The sequence below is a fragment of the Agromyces excoecariae genome (genome assembly GCF_051715505.1).
GTDB lineage: Bacteria > Actinomycetota > Actinomycetes > Actinomycetales > Microbacteriaceae > Agromyces.
The window spans coordinates 196,268-212,313 of the sequence record NZ_JBPSLA010000014.1; the positions used below are offsets into that span (position 1 = coordinate 196,268).

Annotated in this window: 11 protein-coding genes; 6 read left to right on the top strand and 5 right to left on the bottom strand. The window is 71.3% G+C overall.

Annotated features, from left to right (window positions below; genetic code table 11):
• Positions 1-85 precede the first annotated feature (85 nt).
• Positions 86-1,600, top strand: coding sequence for a hypothetical protein (locus ACSJD1_RS14320; RefSeq protein WP_438855953.1), 1,515 nt, complete (start codon positions 86-88; stop codon positions 1,598-1,600).
• Here ACSJD1_RS14320 and sucB read toward each other — a convergent pair.
• The 3 genes from sucB to ACSJD1_RS14335 form a co-directional block, all read right to left on the bottom strand.
• Positions 1,597-3,117, bottom strand: a complete 1,521-nt coding sequence (gene sucB / locus ACSJD1_RS14325; RefSeq protein ID WP_438855954.1) for a 2-oxoglutarate dehydrogenase, E2 component, dihydrolipoamide succinyltransferase — start codon at positions 3,115-3,117, stop codon at positions 1,597-1,599. The genes ACSJD1_RS14320 and sucB overlap by 4 nt on opposite strands.
• 67 nt (positions 3,118-3,184) lie before the next feature.
• Positions 3,185-4,558, bottom strand: a complete 1,374-nt coding sequence (gene lpdA / locus ACSJD1_RS14330; RefSeq protein WP_438855955.1) for a dihydrolipoyl dehydrogenase — start codon at positions 4,556-4,558, stop codon at positions 3,185-3,187.
• A 94-nt stretch (positions 4,559-4,652) separates the two neighbouring features.
• Positions 4,653-6,122, bottom strand: a complete 1,470-nt coding sequence (locus ACSJD1_RS14335; RefSeq protein WP_438855956.1) for a leucyl aminopeptidase — start codon at positions 6,120-6,122, stop codon at positions 4,653-4,655.
• Positions 6,123-6,237: 115 nt separating this feature from the next.
• Here ACSJD1_RS14335 and ACSJD1_RS14340 point away from each other — a divergent pair, with 115 nt between their 5' ends.
• From ACSJD1_RS14340 to ACSJD1_RS14355, 4 genes are all read left to right on the top strand, one after another.
• On the top strand, positions 6,238-7,155 hold the full coding sequence (locus tag ACSJD1_RS14340) for a proteasome assembly chaperone family protein (RefSeq protein ID WP_438855957.1): 918 nt from the start codon (positions 6,238-6,240) through the stop codon (positions 7,153-7,155).
• 295 nt (positions 7,156-7,450) lie between these two features.
• Positions 7,451-8,842, top strand: a complete 1,392-nt coding sequence (locus ACSJD1_RS14345) for an RNA polymerase sigma factor (protein ID WP_438855958.1) — start codon at positions 7,451-7,453, stop codon at positions 8,840-8,842.
• Positions 8,843-8,850: 8 nt separating this feature from the next.
• Positions 8,851-10,107 carry a Mur ligase family protein gene (locus ACSJD1_RS14350; protein ID WP_438855959.1) on the top strand — a complete coding sequence of 419 codons (1,257 nt, stop codon included), beginning with the start codon at positions 8,851-8,853 and terminating at the stop codon, positions 10,105-10,107.
• The gene (locus ACSJD1_RS14355) at positions 10,104-10,844 is read left to right on the top strand and encodes a type 1 glutamine amidotransferase (protein ID WP_438855960.1); all 741 of its coding nucleotides are present in this window, start codon (positions 10,104-10,106) and stop codon (positions 10,842-10,844) included. The genes ACSJD1_RS14350 and ACSJD1_RS14355 overlap by 4 nt, the downstream gene beginning before the upstream one ends.
• An 80-nt stretch (positions 10,845-10,924) precedes the next feature.
• Here ACSJD1_RS14355 and ACSJD1_RS14360 read toward each other — a convergent pair whose 3' ends face one another.
• On the bottom strand, positions 10,925-11,158 hold the full coding sequence (locus tag ACSJD1_RS14360) for a DUF7455 domain-containing protein (RefSeq protein ID WP_155051263.1): 234 nt from the start codon (positions 11,156-11,158) through the stop codon (positions 10,925-10,927).
• Between the two features lie 145 nt (positions 11,159-11,303).
• Between ACSJD1_RS14360 and ACSJD1_RS14365 the strand changes: the two genes are divergently transcribed.
• The gene (locus tag ACSJD1_RS14365; protein WP_438855961.1) at positions 11,304-13,382 is read left to right on the top strand and encodes a DNA gyrase/topoisomerase IV subunit B; all 2,079 of its coding nucleotides are present in this window, start codon (positions 11,304-11,306) and stop codon (positions 13,380-13,382) included.
• Between the two features lie 135 nt (positions 13,383-13,517).
• Here the strand turns inward: ACSJD1_RS14365 and ACSJD1_RS14370 are convergent, their stop codons facing one another.
• Complete coding sequence (locus ACSJD1_RS14370) at positions 13,518-15,986, bottom strand: DNA gyrase/topoisomerase IV subunit A (RefSeq protein WP_438855962.1); 2,469 nt, start codon at positions 15,984-15,986, stop codon at positions 13,518-13,520.
• Positions 15,987-16,046: the final 60 nt, after the last annotated feature.

The following is a 16,046-nucleotide window of genomic DNA, read 5'->3' on the forward strand; positions in this document are numbered from 1 at the left end:
CATCCGACCCGTTCCCGACCCGCCGACCGCCGATCCTCCGACCGCGCCCTCCGCCGTGCTCGCGGGGTACCGTCTGCTTCGGCGGTTGGGGTCCGGCGATCGGGCCGACGTGCACCTCGCGGTCGCCGAGCGAGCATCGGATGACTCGCCCGACGCGCCCGAACCGGCCCCCGCGCTCGTGGTGATCCGGATCTACGACCGAACTGCCGACGACGAGGCGATCACGACCGAGATCGACGCGATGGAGCACGATCCGACCGGGACGGTCCCTCGGCTCCTCGACATCGCGACGCTCCCCGACGGCCGGGCGTGCGTCGTCGTCGAACGCATCGACGGCCGGTCGCTGGCATCGATGCTCGACGTGGCGGACTTCTCACCCGGCCAGGTGGTCACCGCGCTCGCGCCGCTGGTGGTCGCCACCCGGGACCTGCGACGTCGCGGCCTCGTACACGCCCGCCTCGCCCCATCCGACGTGCTCATCGACGCGACGGGACGACCGCGTCTGATCGGGCTGGGCGCGCTCGAACGCATCGGCGAACGCACTGCCGCCTCGCAGCGCACCGAGCGCGCGCAACGTGCTCATGCCGCGCTGCTCGCACTGATGGAGACCGTTGTCGCCGCATCGCGCGAACCCACTCGATTCGTACCGGCGATCGACCTCGCGCGCCGAATGCTCGACGAGCGCCCGTTCACCCCCGACCACGAGCGGATCGAGCGCGCACTGTTCGCCGTCGCAGACCCGACGCCGCTGATCCTGCCGATACGACCATCGAACGGGGGAACCCTGCCATCGCGTGTGATTCCGGTGCGCTCCCCGGGCGTACCCGAACCCAGCGAACACACCGACGTGCCGACGCATCCGCTCGCGGCGGGGGGCGAGCCGGCGGCGGTCCGATCGGCCGCCCCGGGCGAACGCGACGCGCACCGGAGTGCCGCTCGCCGGCTCGCCGAGCTGGCCCAGTTGCCGGGCCTCGGCGACGTGCTGGCGGAGGGCGTCGAGGGTGGACTGGGTTCCGCGACCCGCCGACGGCTCGCGGCGTGGGCGCGGCCCCGCCGAGCGGTGCTCGCGACGGGCGGGTTCGCGGGCGCGGGTGCGCTCGTCCTCCTGCTCACCGCGGTGCCACCAGCGGCCACCGAGGCTCGCGGTCCGGATCTCCCGGAGCCGTCGTCGGTCGAAGCGGCTCCCGCCACCACCTCGACCATGGGAGCGTCGGCGGCCGCGGGGGCCGTTGCCCCTGCACCGACCGATGCCAGGGCGGGCGCGGACGACGGCGGTGCGACCGGGACGGCGCAGTCGGACCCGCTCGAGGCGGCGGCCTCGCTGCTCGAGATCCGTGCCGGATGCCTCGTGGGTCGCGACTTGGCGTGCGTCGCCTCGTACGCGCAACCCGGCGGTCCGATCGAGGCGCGAGACCTTGCCGCGATCGCGTCGCACGAGTCGGTCGCCCCGACGACGACCGACCTCTCGGCGATCTCGGTGACCGCCGAGCTCGGCGACGCGGTCGTGGTCAGCGTGCCGCGCACGGGCGGACGCGAACCGGCCTCGCTCCTCATGGTGCGGAGCGAGGCCGGTTGGCGTCTGCGGGAGTGGTTCGACTAGATGCCGAGGTCGCCCTCGAAGTCGCCCTCCTCGAGGCGGGCCTTGACCGCGGTCAGGAAGCGGGCCGCGTCGGCGCCGTCGATGATGCGGTGGTCGTACGAGAGGGCGAGGTAGACCATGGAGCGGATCGCGATGGCGTCGGAGCCGTCCTCGGAGATCACGACTGGGCGCTTCACGACGACGCCGGTGCCCAGGATAGCGGTCTGCGGCAGGAAGACGACCGGGGTGTCGAACAGCGCGCCGCGCGAACCCGTGTTGGTCAGCGTGAACGTGCCGCCCGCGAGCTCGTCGGGCTTGAGCTGGTTGTTGCGGGTGCGATCGGCGAGATCGGCGATCTGGCCCGCGAGACCGGCGATATCGAGCTCGCCCGCATCTCGCACGACCGGCGTCAGCAGGCCGCGCTCCGTGTCGACCGCGATGCTGAGGTTCTCGCGCTCCGGGTAGACGATCGCGTCACCGTCGACCGTCGAGTTCACGATCGGATAGGCGCGGAGCGCCTCGACGGCAGCCAGGGCGAAGAACGGCAGGAACGACAGCTTCGTCCCCGTCTTCTCCTGGAACGAACCCTTGACGCGATCGCGGAGACGGGCCACGCGGGTGACGTCGACCTCGACGACGGAGGTGAGCTGTGCCGTCGACTGCATCGAGACGACCGCGCGCTCGGCGACGACCTTGCGCAGGCGCGTCATCGGCTGCGTGGTGCCGCGCAGGGGCGAGGTCTCGAGCGGCTGGCGCTCGGCCTTCGCAGCGGGCGCCTCGGCGGCGGGAGCGGGCGCACCCGCCGAGAGCACGTCCTGCTTGCGGATACGGCCGCCGACGCCCGTGCCGGTGACCGAGGCGAGGTCGACGCCCTGCTCGTTCGCGAGCTTGCGGACGATCGGGGTCACGTAGCCCGAGGTGCCGGCGTGCGCACCGCCCTGTTGGGCGGCGGGAGCCTGCTCCGCCGCCGGAGCGGGGGCCGCGGGCTGGGCGACCGGTGCCTGCTCGGGCGCCGGAGCGGGGGCTGCCGGCTGAGCCGGGGCCTCCTGCGCGGGCGCCTGCTGCGGCGCCGGAGCCGGGGCAGCGGGGGCCGCGGCCTGTGCCTCCTGAGGCGCAGGCGCGGGCTGCGCCGGCGCCTCCTGCGCCACGGGCTGCGGAGCGGGCGCCTCCTGCGGAGCAGGGGCCGGCGCCTCCTCGCTCGCCGGCGCCGGTGCTGCCTCGGGGGCCGGTGCGGCCTCGGGAGCCGGAGCGGCCTCGGCCTCGGCCTGCGGCTCCTCTCCGGGGGCCTCGCCACCGCCCGAGCCATCGCCGATGGTCACGAGCGCAGTGCCGACCTCGACGGTCTCGTCCTCCTGGACGAGGATCGCCTCGATGACGCCCGCGACGGGCGACGGGATCTCGGTGTCGACCTTGTCGGTCGAAACCTCGAGCAGCGGCTCGTCGACCTCGACCCGGTCTCCCACGTTCTTCAGCCAGCGGGTGACCGTGCCCTCGGTGACACTCTCGCCGAGTGCCGGGAGGCTGACGGATTCGCTCATTCGCTTGTCTCCTTCACAGCGTGTGACGCGTTCTAGCTTATTGCAGTCGTATTTCCGCGCGACCGGGTCAGAGCGCGTGGAGCGGCTTGCCCGCGAGCTTCAGGAACGCCTCGCCGAGCGCCTCGTTCTGCGTCGGGTGCGCGTGGATCAGCGGCGCGATGTCCTCGGGATAGGCCTCCCAGTTCACCGCGAGCTGAGCCTCGCCGATGAGCTCGCCGACGCGGGCGCCGATCATGTGCACTCCGACCACCGGGCCGTCGTTGACGCGCACGACCTTGATCGATCCGCTCGTCTCGAGGATGTGGCTCTTGCCGTTGCCCGCGAGGTTGTACTCGTATGAGGACACCTGGTCGGCGCCGAACTTCTCGGCGGCGCGCGCCTCGGTGTACCCGACCGAGGCGACCTCGGGCTCGGAGTACGTGACCTTCGGGATGTTCACGTCCTCGACGATGATCGGGTTCAGGCCCGCGATCTCCTCGGCGACGAAGATGCCCTGCTGGAATCCGCGGTGGGCGAGCTGGAGTCCGGGGACGATGTCGCCCACGGCGTAGACGCCGGGGACGCTCGTCTCGAGACGCTCGTTCGTGATGACGAATCCGCGGTCGACGGTGACGCCCGCCTCCTCGTAGCCGAGGTTCGCGGTGACCGGGCCGCGGCCGACCGCGACGAGCAGCAGCTCGGCCTCGACCGTGTCGCCGTTCTCGAGCGTGACGACGACGCCGTCGTCGTGCTGCGTGACGCCCTGGAAGCGCACGCCGAGCTTGTAGTCGATGCCGCGCTTGCGGAACGCGCGCTCGAGCTGCTTCGAGATCGACTCCTCCTCGTTGGGCACGAGGTGGGGGAGCGCCTCGATGATCGTGACCTCGGAGCCGAACGACCGCCAGACGCTGGCGAACTCCACGCCGATGACGCCGCCGCCGAGGATGGCGACGTTCTTGGGCACGAAGTCCAGTTCGAGCGCCTGCTCGCTGGTGATCACGCGGCCGGCGATCTCGAGGCCGGGGAGAGAACGCGAGTACGAGCCGGTCGCGAGGACGACGTTCTCGCCGACGAGGCGCTGGTCGCCGACGACCACCGTCTTCGGGCCCTCGAGACGGCCCTCGCCTTCGACCACGGTGATGCCGCGCGCCTTGATGAGGCCCTGCAGGCCCTTGAACTTGCTGGAGACGATGCCCTCGCGATAGCGCGTCACGGCCGCGACGTCGATGCCCTCGAAGGTCGATCGCACGCCGAACTTCTCCGACTCGCGCGAGTTGTCGGCCACCTCGGCGGCGTGGAGCAGCGCCTTCGTCGGGATGCATCCCCGATGCAGGCACGTGCCGCCGAGCTTGTCCTTCTCGACGAGGGCCACGTTGAGGCCGAGCTGGACGGCGCGCAGCGCCGCTGCGTACCCTCCGCTGCCGCCTCCGAGGATGACGAGGTCAAAGTTCTGCTCGGACAAACGGAATCTCCCTTGCGCATCGGATCTGCGGCGCGAGTCACCCGGTTTCGTGGCCGGGGAACGTCTCGGGCGCGAATCGCCCCTGACGACTGTACTACCTGGCGGAGACCTGCTCGCCCAGCGCGATCAGGGTGCGCACGGCGGCTCCGGTGCCGCCCGCACCGGTGAATCCCCAGGGCGCCGCGGTGTTGTACGACGGTCCGGCGATGTCGAGGTGCGCCCACGGGATGCGGGGGGCGTCCTCCCCGTCGCGGCGACCGACGAACTGCTGCAGGAAGACGCCCGCGAGGAGCATCCCCGGCACGACGGTGCCGAGCTTGGTGTTCGCCAGGTCGGCGACATCCGACTTCAGGAGGGGCAGGAGGTCGTCGGGCAGGGGCATCGGCCAGGTCGGCTCGCCCGCGGCATCCGCTGCGGTGCGGATCGCTCCCACGAGCTCGTCCTCGCCCATGAGACCCGTGATGCGGTTGCCGAGCGCGACGACCTGGGCGCCGGTGAGCGTCGCGACGTCGACGATCGCGTCGGGCTGCTCCTCGCTCGCCGCGGCGAGCGCGTCGGCCATGACGAGGCGGCCCTCCGCGTCGGTGTTCAGCACCTCGACGGTCGTGCCGCCCTTCATGCGGATCACGTCGTTCGGACGCGCCGCGGTGCCCGAGGGCATGTTCTCGGCGAGGCAGAGCCATCCGGTCACCCGCACGGGCACGTCGAGCTCGGCGAGCGCGACGACGGCCGAGAGGACGGCTGCGGCGCCCGCCATGTCGGACTTCATGCCGACCATCGAGGCGCCCGGCTTCAGCGAGAGCCCGCCGGAGTCGAACGTGATGCCCTTGCCGACGAGTGCGAGGTGGGCGGATGCCCCGGCCGGGGCGTACTCGAGGCGGACGAGTCGCGGCGGGCGCGACGAGCCGGCACCGACGGCGAGGACGCCGTTGAACCCGCCCTCGGCCAGCGCGGCCTCGTCGTACACGCGGACCATGACGCCGGCCGACTCGGCGGCCTGCGACGCGAGGTCGGCGAACACGGCCGGGGGCAGGTCGTTGGGAGCGGTGTTGACGAGGTCCTTCGTCCGCGCGACCGCGGCCACGACGCTCCGCACGCGGTCGAGCCGCACTGCGTCCGCGTCGTGCGCGGTGTGGAGGGTGAGCGCGTCGGGGCCGGTCGGACCCTCGCGGTACTCGGTGAACGTGTACGCCCCGAGGGCGGCGCCCTCGACGAACGCCTCCGCCAGCTCGGTGTCGAGCCCGTCCCCCGCGAGGGCGACCGACGTCGTGGAGACGAGGGCGCGCAGGGCAGCCCCTCCCGCGTGACGCAGTGATGCGGCATCCGTCGTCTCGCCGACACCGGTCGCGACCACCAGGCCGTCGCCCTCGGGAGCCGGGAGCTTGGTGACCTCGTCGAGCCCGCCCTTGGCGCCAAGCCGCGCGAGGGCCGGGCCGACCCACTCGAATCCGCCCTCGACGAGCGGCGCAGGGCCGTCGCCGCTGCGGCGGACCGGGACGACGACGGCGTCGGCGTCGGACGTGCTGGCGGGGGAGGGCGCGAGTTCGATCGAGGGAACGGACATGGCATCGATCGTAGGTGCTCGCGCTGCCGTCTCCGCACCGGCGTGTTCGCTCCGAGCGTGGTCGACGCGACCCGCGCGCGGCCGGGCGGCGGCCGCCCGTCGGTACCCTTGAGCTATGCGCGATCCCCGCTCCCTGTACGAGCTGAATGCCGACGTCGAGGTGCCGCTCGGACTCCCGCTCGTCGCCGGGCTCACGGGGTTCGCCGACGCGGGATCGGCGGTCGCCCAGACCACCGAGTACCTGCTGACCACCCTCGACAGCGAGGTCGTGGCCACGTTCGACGCCGACGAGCTGCTCGACTACCGAGCCCGGCGACCGGTGATCCTCTTCGAGGGCGACCACCTCACCGACTACCGGCCGCCGCGGCTGACGCTCGACCTCGCGCGCGACGAGCTCGGCCAGCCGTTCCTGCTGCTGACCGGGTTCGAGCCCGACTTCCAGTGGGAGCGCTTCGGGGCCGCGGTGCTCGACCTCATCGAGCGCTTCGAGGTGTCCTCCACGACGTGGATCAACTCGATCCCGATGCCGGTGCCGCACACGCGGCCGATCGGCGTCACCGTCAGCGGGAACCGGACCGACCTCATCGAGGCGATGTCGGTGTGGCGACCGACGACCCAGGTGCCGGCGAACGCCCTGCACCTCGTGGAGTACCGGCTGCAGACGCAGGGCCACCCGACGACGGGGTTCGTGCTGCTGGTGCCGCACTACCTGTCCGACGCGGAGTTCCCGTCGGCCGCGGTGACCGCTCTCGAGGCGGTGAGCGCGTCGACGGGCCGGATCTTCCCGACGGATTCGCTGCGCGAGCAGGGTCGCGAGTTCACGGCACGGATCGACGAGCAGGTCGCCGAGAACGGCGAACTCGCCAAGCTCGTGCACACGCTCGAGGAACGGCACGACGACTACATGGAGGGCACGACCCTGCGTTCACCGCTCACCGACGAGGACGGCGAGCTGCCGTCGGCGGACGAGATCGGCGCCGAGCTCGAGAAGTTCCTCGCCCGGCGGCGCAACCGAGACGTCGGCGACGGCTGAACGCGTCGCGCGGGAAGCCGCGAGGGGAATGCCGGCGCGTCGGCGGACGTTGGAGTCTGTGCAGGTCGAATCGCGCCCCGAACCCGTGTCGTCGCGGGCGGTCGACGCGCCACGGCCTGTATAATGGGGGGAAGGACCCGTTCTGGTCCGCCGTGCGACTCGCGTCGCCGCAGCTGCGGACTTGACATGGGTCCTCATCGTGTCCGAAATCACCGGGTCGCGACGCAGTCAGACCGCTCGGCGGGCCCACCCAGGGGCATGCGCCGCGCGACGGTGAGGAAGAGGTTCAGTACACATGGCAGCCAAGACCACCACGCCGGCGACCGACGAGTCGGCCGAGGCGCCCCGCGCCGGCGGCTCGACCAAGCGGGCGTCGACGTCGAAGTCGACGAAGGCCACGGCCACCAAGGCCGCACCCGCCAAGGGCACCGCGGCCAAGACCGCCGCCGCCGCGGGCGGGGCCAAGGGCAAGCGCACCGCGACGGCATCGAAGACTCCGCGCACCTCGACCGCGAAGGGCGGGAAGGCGAAGGGCGCCAAGGCGGGCGCGACCGGATCCGCGGACGAGGAGCTCGACGACGACGCCGAGCTCGAGGATGCCGCCGACGACGCGACCGACGACACGTCGACGGCCGAGGAGTCGACGGATGACTCGAGCGACGACGAGGAGACCAAGCCCGCCGCCGTCGAGCCCCACCCGACCGGTGCGATCGTGCTCCGCGCGTCCGACGACGAGGACGAGATCCCCGTCTACTCCACGACCATCACGGGCGCGACGGCAGACCCGGTCAAGGACTACCTGAAGCAGATCGGTAAGGTCGCGCTGCTGAACGCGGCCGAAGAGGTCGAGCTGGCGATGCGGATCGAGGCCGGCCTCTTCGCCGAGGAGAAGCTCTCGCACATGTCCGACGCCGAGAAGCGCTCGCAGCTCGGTCGCGAGCTGCAGTGGGTGGCCCGCGACGGCCAGCGCGCGAAGAGCCACCTGCTCGGCGCGAACCTGCGCCTCGTCGTCTCGCTCGCGAAGCGCTACACGGGCCGCGGCATGCAGTTCCTCGACCTGATCCAGGAGGGCAACCTCGGTCTCATCCGTGCCGTCGAGAAGTTCGACTACACCAAGGGCTTCAAGTTCTCGACCTACGCGACGTGGTGGATCCGCCAGGCGATCACGCGCGCCATGGCCGACCAGGCCCGCACCATCCGCATCCCGGTGCACATGGTCGAGGTCATCAACAAGCTCGCACGCGTGCAGCGCCAGATGCTGCAGGACCTGGGCCGGGAGCCCACGCCGGAGGAGCTGTCGAAGGAACTCGACATGACCCCGGAGAAGGTCATCGAGGTGCAGAAGTACGGTCGCGAGCCGATCTCGCTGCACACCCCGCTCGGTGAGGACGGCGACAGCGAGTTCGGCGACCTCATCGAGGACACGGAGGCGGTCGTGCCGGCCGACGCGGTCGGCTTCACGATGCTGCAGAAGCAGCTCGAGTCGCTGCTCGACTCGCTGAGCGAGCGCGAGGCCGGCGTCATCCGCATGCGATTCGGACTCGGCGACGGCATGCCGAAGACGCTCGACCAGATCGGCGACACCTTCGGCGTGACGCGCGAGCGGATCCGCCAGATCGAGTCCAAGACGATGGCGAAGCTCCGCCACCCGTCGCGGTCCCAGTCGCTCCGCGACTACCTCGAGTAGGCCGCCCAGTGAAGTACGCGCCGGCGATCCTCGTCGGCCGGCTCACCAGGATCGCCGCCCGGCTGCGCAAGCCGGGCGGCGGTTCGGCGGTGCCCGGCCTCGCCGTCAACACGATCGCGCCCGGCTATCTCCGTACGACCCTCTCCGGGTTCCCGCGAGGCCTCGTCGTCGTCTCGGGCTCGAGCGGCAAGTCGACCACGACGAAGATGCTCGTCGCCATCCTCCGTGCACACGGCGAGTCGGTCTTCACCAACCCGTCGACCGCGAACATCAGCCAGGGACTCACCTCGGCGCTCCTCGAGCAGGCCGACTGGCGCGGCCGCGTTCCGGGCGACGTCGCGGTACTCGAGATGGACGAGGGCCACGGCGCCCGCGTCATGGAGGGGGTCGACGCCCGCGTCGTGACCCTGACGAACGTCATGGTCGACCAGATCGACCGGTTCCACGACTCCGAGATGGTCGCCGGGATGCTCGCGAAGATCGCGGCGCGCGCACACGGCTCCGTCGTGGTGAACGCCGACGACGCTTACCTCGAGCGGATCGCCGCCGGGCTCGGCGACGGAGTCGGCGTGCGGCGCTTCGGCGTCGCGTCCGAGGTCCTCTCCGCCGCGCCGCGCGGGCTCGGGCACACCGAGACCAGTCCGACGCGCCTCGACCCTGCCGCGGGCGTCGTCGTGGCGTCCGTCGACGGCGCGTCGGCCGTCCTCGCCGACGCCGGTCGCGACATCGCCATCGGGCTGCCGGCCCGCGGCACCCACTACGCGGTCGATGCGGCCGCCGCCTACGCGACCGCGCGCGCCGTCCTCGGCGAGCAGTTCGACCCGGAGGTGGCCGCACGCGCGCTGAGCGCCATCCCGGCGGTCTTCGGACGCGGCGAACGGGTGAGCATCCGCGGTCAGGAGGTCGACTTCGTGCTCGTGCAGAACCCCGCCAGCTATCAGCTCAACGTCGACAGCATCGCACCGGGCACCGAGCAGATCCTCTTCGCGATCGGGTCGGACGTGCGCGACCCGTCGTACTTCTGGCCGACGGATGCCTCGTCCCTCGGCCGCGTCTCGATCGTCAGCGGCTCGAAGGCCGACGAGGCCGCACTGATGCTCGCCTACGACGGCGTCGGGATCGATCGGGTCGAGCACGACCTCGGCCGAGCGCTCGACGACTTCCTGGCCGCGCCCGCTCCGGCGACCGGGGTGAAGACGATCGTCTTCACGGCCGACGCCATGCGTCGGACGCGCGCGCACCTCGGCCTCACGGGAGCGGAATGACCCTCACGATCGTCTCACTGCTGCCCTCGCTGCAGAACACGAACGGCGACGCGGAGAACGCCGCCGTGCTCGCAGCGCGTGCCCGCTGGGCGGGCCTCGACGTGCGCGTCGTCCCGGTCGAGACCGCGGGCGACCTCCCCGATCGCGTCGACGCGGTCGTCCTCGGTTCGGGCAGCGACTCGTCGCTCGAACGGAGCCGCGAGGCTCTGCTCGGACTGCACGACGAACTCCGCCGCTGGGGCACCGAGGGCGTGCCGATCCTCGCGGTCGGCACGGGGTGGGAGCTGCTCAGCTGGGGTATCGAACTCGACGACGGTCGCACGATCGAGGGCCTCGGCATCCTCGCGGGGCGCGCCGTGCCGCGCGAGGGCCGCGTCGCGGGCGACCTCGTGGTCAAGGCCTCGGGAGGGCTCGGACTGCTCGTGGGCTTCGAGAACCACGCCCGGGACTACGTCGGCGCGGAGGCCTCGCCCGTCGGACGCGTCCAGGCCGGGTCGGGCAACGGTCGCGGCTCAGGCCAGGAGGGCGTGCGCATGGGCGACGTCATCGGCACGCACCTGCACGGTCCCGTCCTCGCGAAGAACCCGCAGCTCGCCGACGCGATCCTCGGGCGCGCGTGCGAGCGAGCCGGGCTCGAGTACGCGCCGGGGGAGCGGACGCACCGGGTCGACCGCTACGCCGAGGCCGCACGGAACCTGCAGCTCCGCAGCGCGGGCATCGCGGCATCCTCCACCTGAGGCACGGTGCACCGCCGCATCCCCACGAACGCGACGAACGCCCCCGGATTGCTCCGGGGGCGTTCTCGTCGTGGGACGCGTCAGTTGCGCGTGTCGGTGAGGAGTCGGCTCGACTCGTCGTGCCAGCTGTGGGCGATCTGCGAGAGCTTCTCCTCGTGCTTGCGGCCGTGGTGCGCGCAGAAGAGGAGTTCGCCGCTCGCGACGACCACGCGGATGTAGGCCTGGGCGCCGCAGGCGTCGCAGCGATCGAGCGCCGTGAGCTCGTGCGGGGTGTCGAGTTCGTCGACCGCACCGGTGTCGGTGGTCTGGTTCATGGCGCCTCCTCCGTAGATCACGAGCCGTTTCCGTCACTCAATGAAAACACGACTCCGCCTGCGAACCTTCCGTGCGACCCCGCATTTCGCTCTGCGCGAAGCGCCTGAGCCGGGAAAGGGGTGGCCCTCACTAGGCTTGTCCGACGTGAGCTCCGACTATTCCGCCCGTCATCTCTCCGTCCTCGAGGGCCTCGAGGCGGTCCGCAAGCGACCGGGCATGTACATCGGCTCGACCGACTCCCGCGGCCTCATGCACTGCCTCTGGGAGATCATCGACAACTCGGTCGACGAGGCGCTCGCGGGATACGGCACCGAGATCGACGTCGTGCTGCACGCCGACCAGAGCGTCGAGGTGCGCGACCGCGCCCGCGGCATCCCGGTCGACGTCGAGCCGAAGACGGGCCTCACCGGCGTCGAGGTCGTGTTCACGAAGCTGCACGCCGGCGGCAAGTTCGGGTCGGGTTCGTACTCGGCCTCGGGCGGCCTCCACGGTGTCGGCGCATCGGTCGTCAACGCCCTGTCCGAGCGCCTCGACGTGCAGGTCGACCGAGGCGGGAGCACGTGGGCGATGTCGTTCCACCGCGGCGAGCCCGGCATCTTCGACGACGCAGGATCGCCGTCGCCGACCGCGTCGTTCCGCCCGTTCGAGCAGTCCAGCGAACTTCGCAAGGTCGGGCGTGTCGCCAAGGCGGTGACGGGCACGCGCGTCCGGTACTGGGCCGACCCGCAGATCTTCACGCGCGGAGCGAGCTTCCAGCTCGAAGACCTCTTGAACCGGGCCCGGCAGACGGCGTTCCTCGTCCCCGGCCTCGCGATCACCGTGTCCGACGAGCGCGGCGACGAGCCGGAGACGCACCGCTTCCACTTCGAGGGCGGCATCTCCGAGTTCGCGGAGCACCTCGCCGTCGACGGGCCGGTCACCGACGTCTGGCGTCTGACCGGTGATGGCCGCTTCACCGAGACCGTCCCAGTGCTGAACGACCACGGGGCGATGATCCCGACCGACGTCGAGCGCCACTGCCACGTCGACATCGCCCTCAGATGGGGCACGGGATACGACACGGTGATGCGCAGCTTCGTCAACATCATCGCGACGCCCAAGGGCGGCACGCACCAGTCCGGTTTCGAGCAGGGGCTGCTGAAGTTCATCCGCCAGCAGGTCGAGCAGAACGCCCGTCGCCTCAAGGTCGGCAACGACAAGCTCGACAAGGACGACGTGCTCGCCGGCCTCACGGTGGTCCTCACCGTGCGCCTGCCCGAACCGCAGTTCGAGGGCCAGACGAAGGAGGTGCTCGGCACCCCCGCGGTGCGCTCGATCGTGGCATCCGTCGTGCAGAAGGCGCTCGGCGAGCGGTTCGCGTCGACCAAGCGCGACGACAAGGCGCAGACCTCGATGCTGCTCGAGAAGGTCGTCTCCGAGATGAAGGCGCGCATCTCCGCACGTACGCACAAGGAGACGCAGCGCCGCAAGAACGCCCTCGAGACCTCGTCGCTTCCGGCGAAGCTGGTCGACTGCCGGTCGACGGATGTCGCGCAGAGCGAGTTGTTCATCGTCGAGGGCGACTCGGCCCTCGGCACCGCCAAGCTCGCGCGCGACAGCGAGCACCAGGCCCTGCTGCCGATCCGCGGCAAGATCCTCAACGTGCAGAAGGCGTCGATCGCCGACATGCTCGGCAACGCGGAGTGCGCGTCGATCATCCAGGTGATCGGCGCCGGCTCCGGGCGCAGCTTCGACCTGTCGGCGGCAAGGTACGGCAAGGTCATCATCATGAGCGACGCTGACGTCGACGGTGCGCACATCCGCACGCTGCTGCTCACGCTCTTCTTCCGCTACATGCGACCGATGATCGAGGACGGCCGCGTCTTCGCGGCGGTCCCGCCGTTGCATCGGGTGGTGGTCATGAATCCCGGCTCGAAGCCGAACGACGTGATCTACACGTACTCCGAGAAGGAGTTGGCGGGCGTGCTGGCGACGCTGCGGAAGCAGGGCAAGCGGTACCAGGACCCGATCCAGCGTTACAAGGGCCTCGGCGAGATGGATGCCGACCAGCTCGCCTCGACCACCATGGACCGGCAGCACCGAACGCTCCGCCGGGTGGGCGTGGCCGATGCCGAGAACGCCGGTCGTGTGTTCGAGCTCCTCATGGGCAACGAGGTCGCACCGCGCAAGGAGTTCATCGTCGACAGCGCGGCGGCGCTCACGCGCGACCGCATCGACGCCTGAGCGGCCTCGCCTGAGAGGCCTCGTTCCGGGCGGACTCCACCCGGAACGAGCGACTGACGCGACGGCGCGGGCCGCACCTCGGCGCGGCCGGCGCCGTCGACTCGTGGACGTCACGCGGGCCGGACGAGGGCGAGGTCAGCGGATGGCGCGCCCGATCACCTGCACGACGGCGTCGAGCGTCTGACCCGAACCGTCGCGCTTCGCGCCTCCTTCGGGAAGCGTACGCAGCGAGCCGTCGGTGCCGAGCGCCCGCGCGGGTCCCGGGCCGACCCACGCGACCGACAGTCCGTCCTGCCCCTTGAGGAAGCGGTGCGCACGGACGCCGCCGGTCGCTCGCCCCTTGCCGGGGAACTCGGCGAAGTCGGAGACCTTCGCCGCGCCGGGGTCGGCGCCGAGCAGCGTGTCAGCGGCCGCCGCGACGGTGACCACGACGGACGACTCGACGTCGGCCCGGGCGAGCACCGTGAACGAGACCACACGTGCCGCCGCATCGAGCTTCACACCCGCCATCCCGCCCGCCGGGCAGCCCTGCGGCCGCACGGCCGACGCGGGGAAGTGCAGCAGCTGCGCGTCGCTCGTGACGAACACGAGTTCGTCGTCGTCGCCGCCCTGCGATGCGCCGACGACGCGATCGCCCGGCTTCAGGGCGATGACCTCGAAGTCGGGTCGGTTGGGGTAGTTCCCGGGCGCGACGCGCTTGACCACGCCCTGCTCGGTGCCGAGCACGATCGGCTGCTGGGAGTCGAGCGAGACGACGGCGAGCACCTGCTCGGCCCGGTCGGGCAGTGCCAGGTAGTCGGCGACGCGCACGCCGGCCCCGAGCTGCACCGAGTTCGGCGGCAGTGCCGGCAGGTCCATCGGCGAGAAGCGGATCAGGCGACCCTTGGAGGTGACCGCGCCGATCTCGGTGCGGCTCGTCGTCACGACCTCGGAGCGCACCGCGTCGTGCTTGGACCGCCGGCTCGGCGGCGTGAGCGTGACGGATGCCTCGCCCTCGGGTGCGTCGACCCGGGCGATCCGCCCGGTGGCCCCGAGGATGACCCGGCACGGCACGTCGGCGTGCTCGAGCGTCGCCGGGTCGACCGCCTTGCGCGTCTTCGGCTGGACCCGGGCCTCGGTGAGCATCGTGCGGCGAGGGGTCCCGAACAGGTCGGCGGCGCGGTCCAGCTCCTCCGCGACCTGCTCGCGGATGCGCACGTCGCTCGCGAGGAGTTCCTCGAGGGCGGCGATCTCGGCGAGCAGCTGGTCGCGCTCGGCCTCGAGCTCGATCCGGGAGAACTTCGTGAGCCGACGGAGGCGGAGCTCGAGGATGTACTCGGCCTGAAGTCGGCTGAGGTCGAACACCTCCTCGAGTCGCGTGCGGGCGGCCTCGGCGTCGTCGCTCGAGCGGATGACCTGGATGACCTCGTCGATGTCGAGGATCGCGATGAGCAGGCCCTCGACGAGGTGCAGGCGTTCGCGGCGCCGAGCGAGCCGGAACTCCGATCGTCGGGTGATGACGCGGATGCGGTGGGCGAGGTAGACGTCGAGCAGTTCGCGGAGGCCGAGGGTCTGCGGCTGCCCGTCGACGAGCGCGACGTTGTTGATGTTGAAGGAGTCCTCGAGCGGCGTCATCCGGTAGAGCTGCTCGAGCACGGCCTGCGGGTTGAACCCGGTCTTGACGCCGATGACGAGGCGCAGGCCCTTCGTGCGGTCGGTGAGGTCGGCGACGTCCGAGATGCCCGTGATCTTCTTGGCGTTGACGCCGTCCTTGATCTTCTCGATGACCTTCTCGGGGCCGACCAGGTAGGGCAGTTCCGTGACGACGAGGCCGGCCTTGCGCGGCGTGAGCTGCTCGACCGACACCTTCGCGCGCGTCTTGAACGAGCCGCGCCCGGTCGCGTACGCATCGCGCACGCCCGACAGGCCGACGATCGTGCCGCCCGAGGGGAAGTCGGGGCCGGGCACGAACTCCATGAGCTCATCGAGCGTCGCCTCCGGGCTCCGGAGGAGGTGTCGTGCGGCGGCGACGACCTCGACGAGGTTGTGCGGCGCCATGTTCGTCGCCATGCCGACCGCGATGCCGCTCGCGCCGTTGACGAGGAGGTTCGGGATCGCGGCGGGCAGCACCTCGGGCTGCTGGTGCGAGTTGTCGTAGTTGGGAACGAAGTCGACGACGTCCTCGTCGAGGTGCTCGGTCATCGACACGGCCGCCGGGGCCATGCGGGCCTCCGTGTACCGGGCGGCCGCGGGGCCGTCGTCGAGCGAGCCGAAGTTGCCGTGGCCGTCGACGAGCGGAACCCGGAGCGTGAAGGCCTGGGCGAGCCGCACGAGGGCGTCGTAGATCGCGCTGTCGCCGTGCGGGTGGAGCTTGCCCATGACCTCGCCCACGACGCGCGCCGACTTCACGTGGCCGCGCTCGGGGCGCAGGCCCATGTCGCTCATCATGTAGAGGATGCGGCGCTGCACCGGCTTCAGGCCGTCACGGGCGTCGGGGAGTGCGCGCGAGTAGATGACGGAGTACGCGTACTCGAGGAACGACCCCTGCATCTCTTCGGCGACGTCGATCTCGTCGATCCGCTCGGCGATGGGTGATGAGGAGGGTTCGCTCTTGCCTGGGGTCATTCGTCGTCTCTGCGCAGGGCGTGCACGGGCACGCGCGGGGAACGGGGCCGCGCCCGGCCT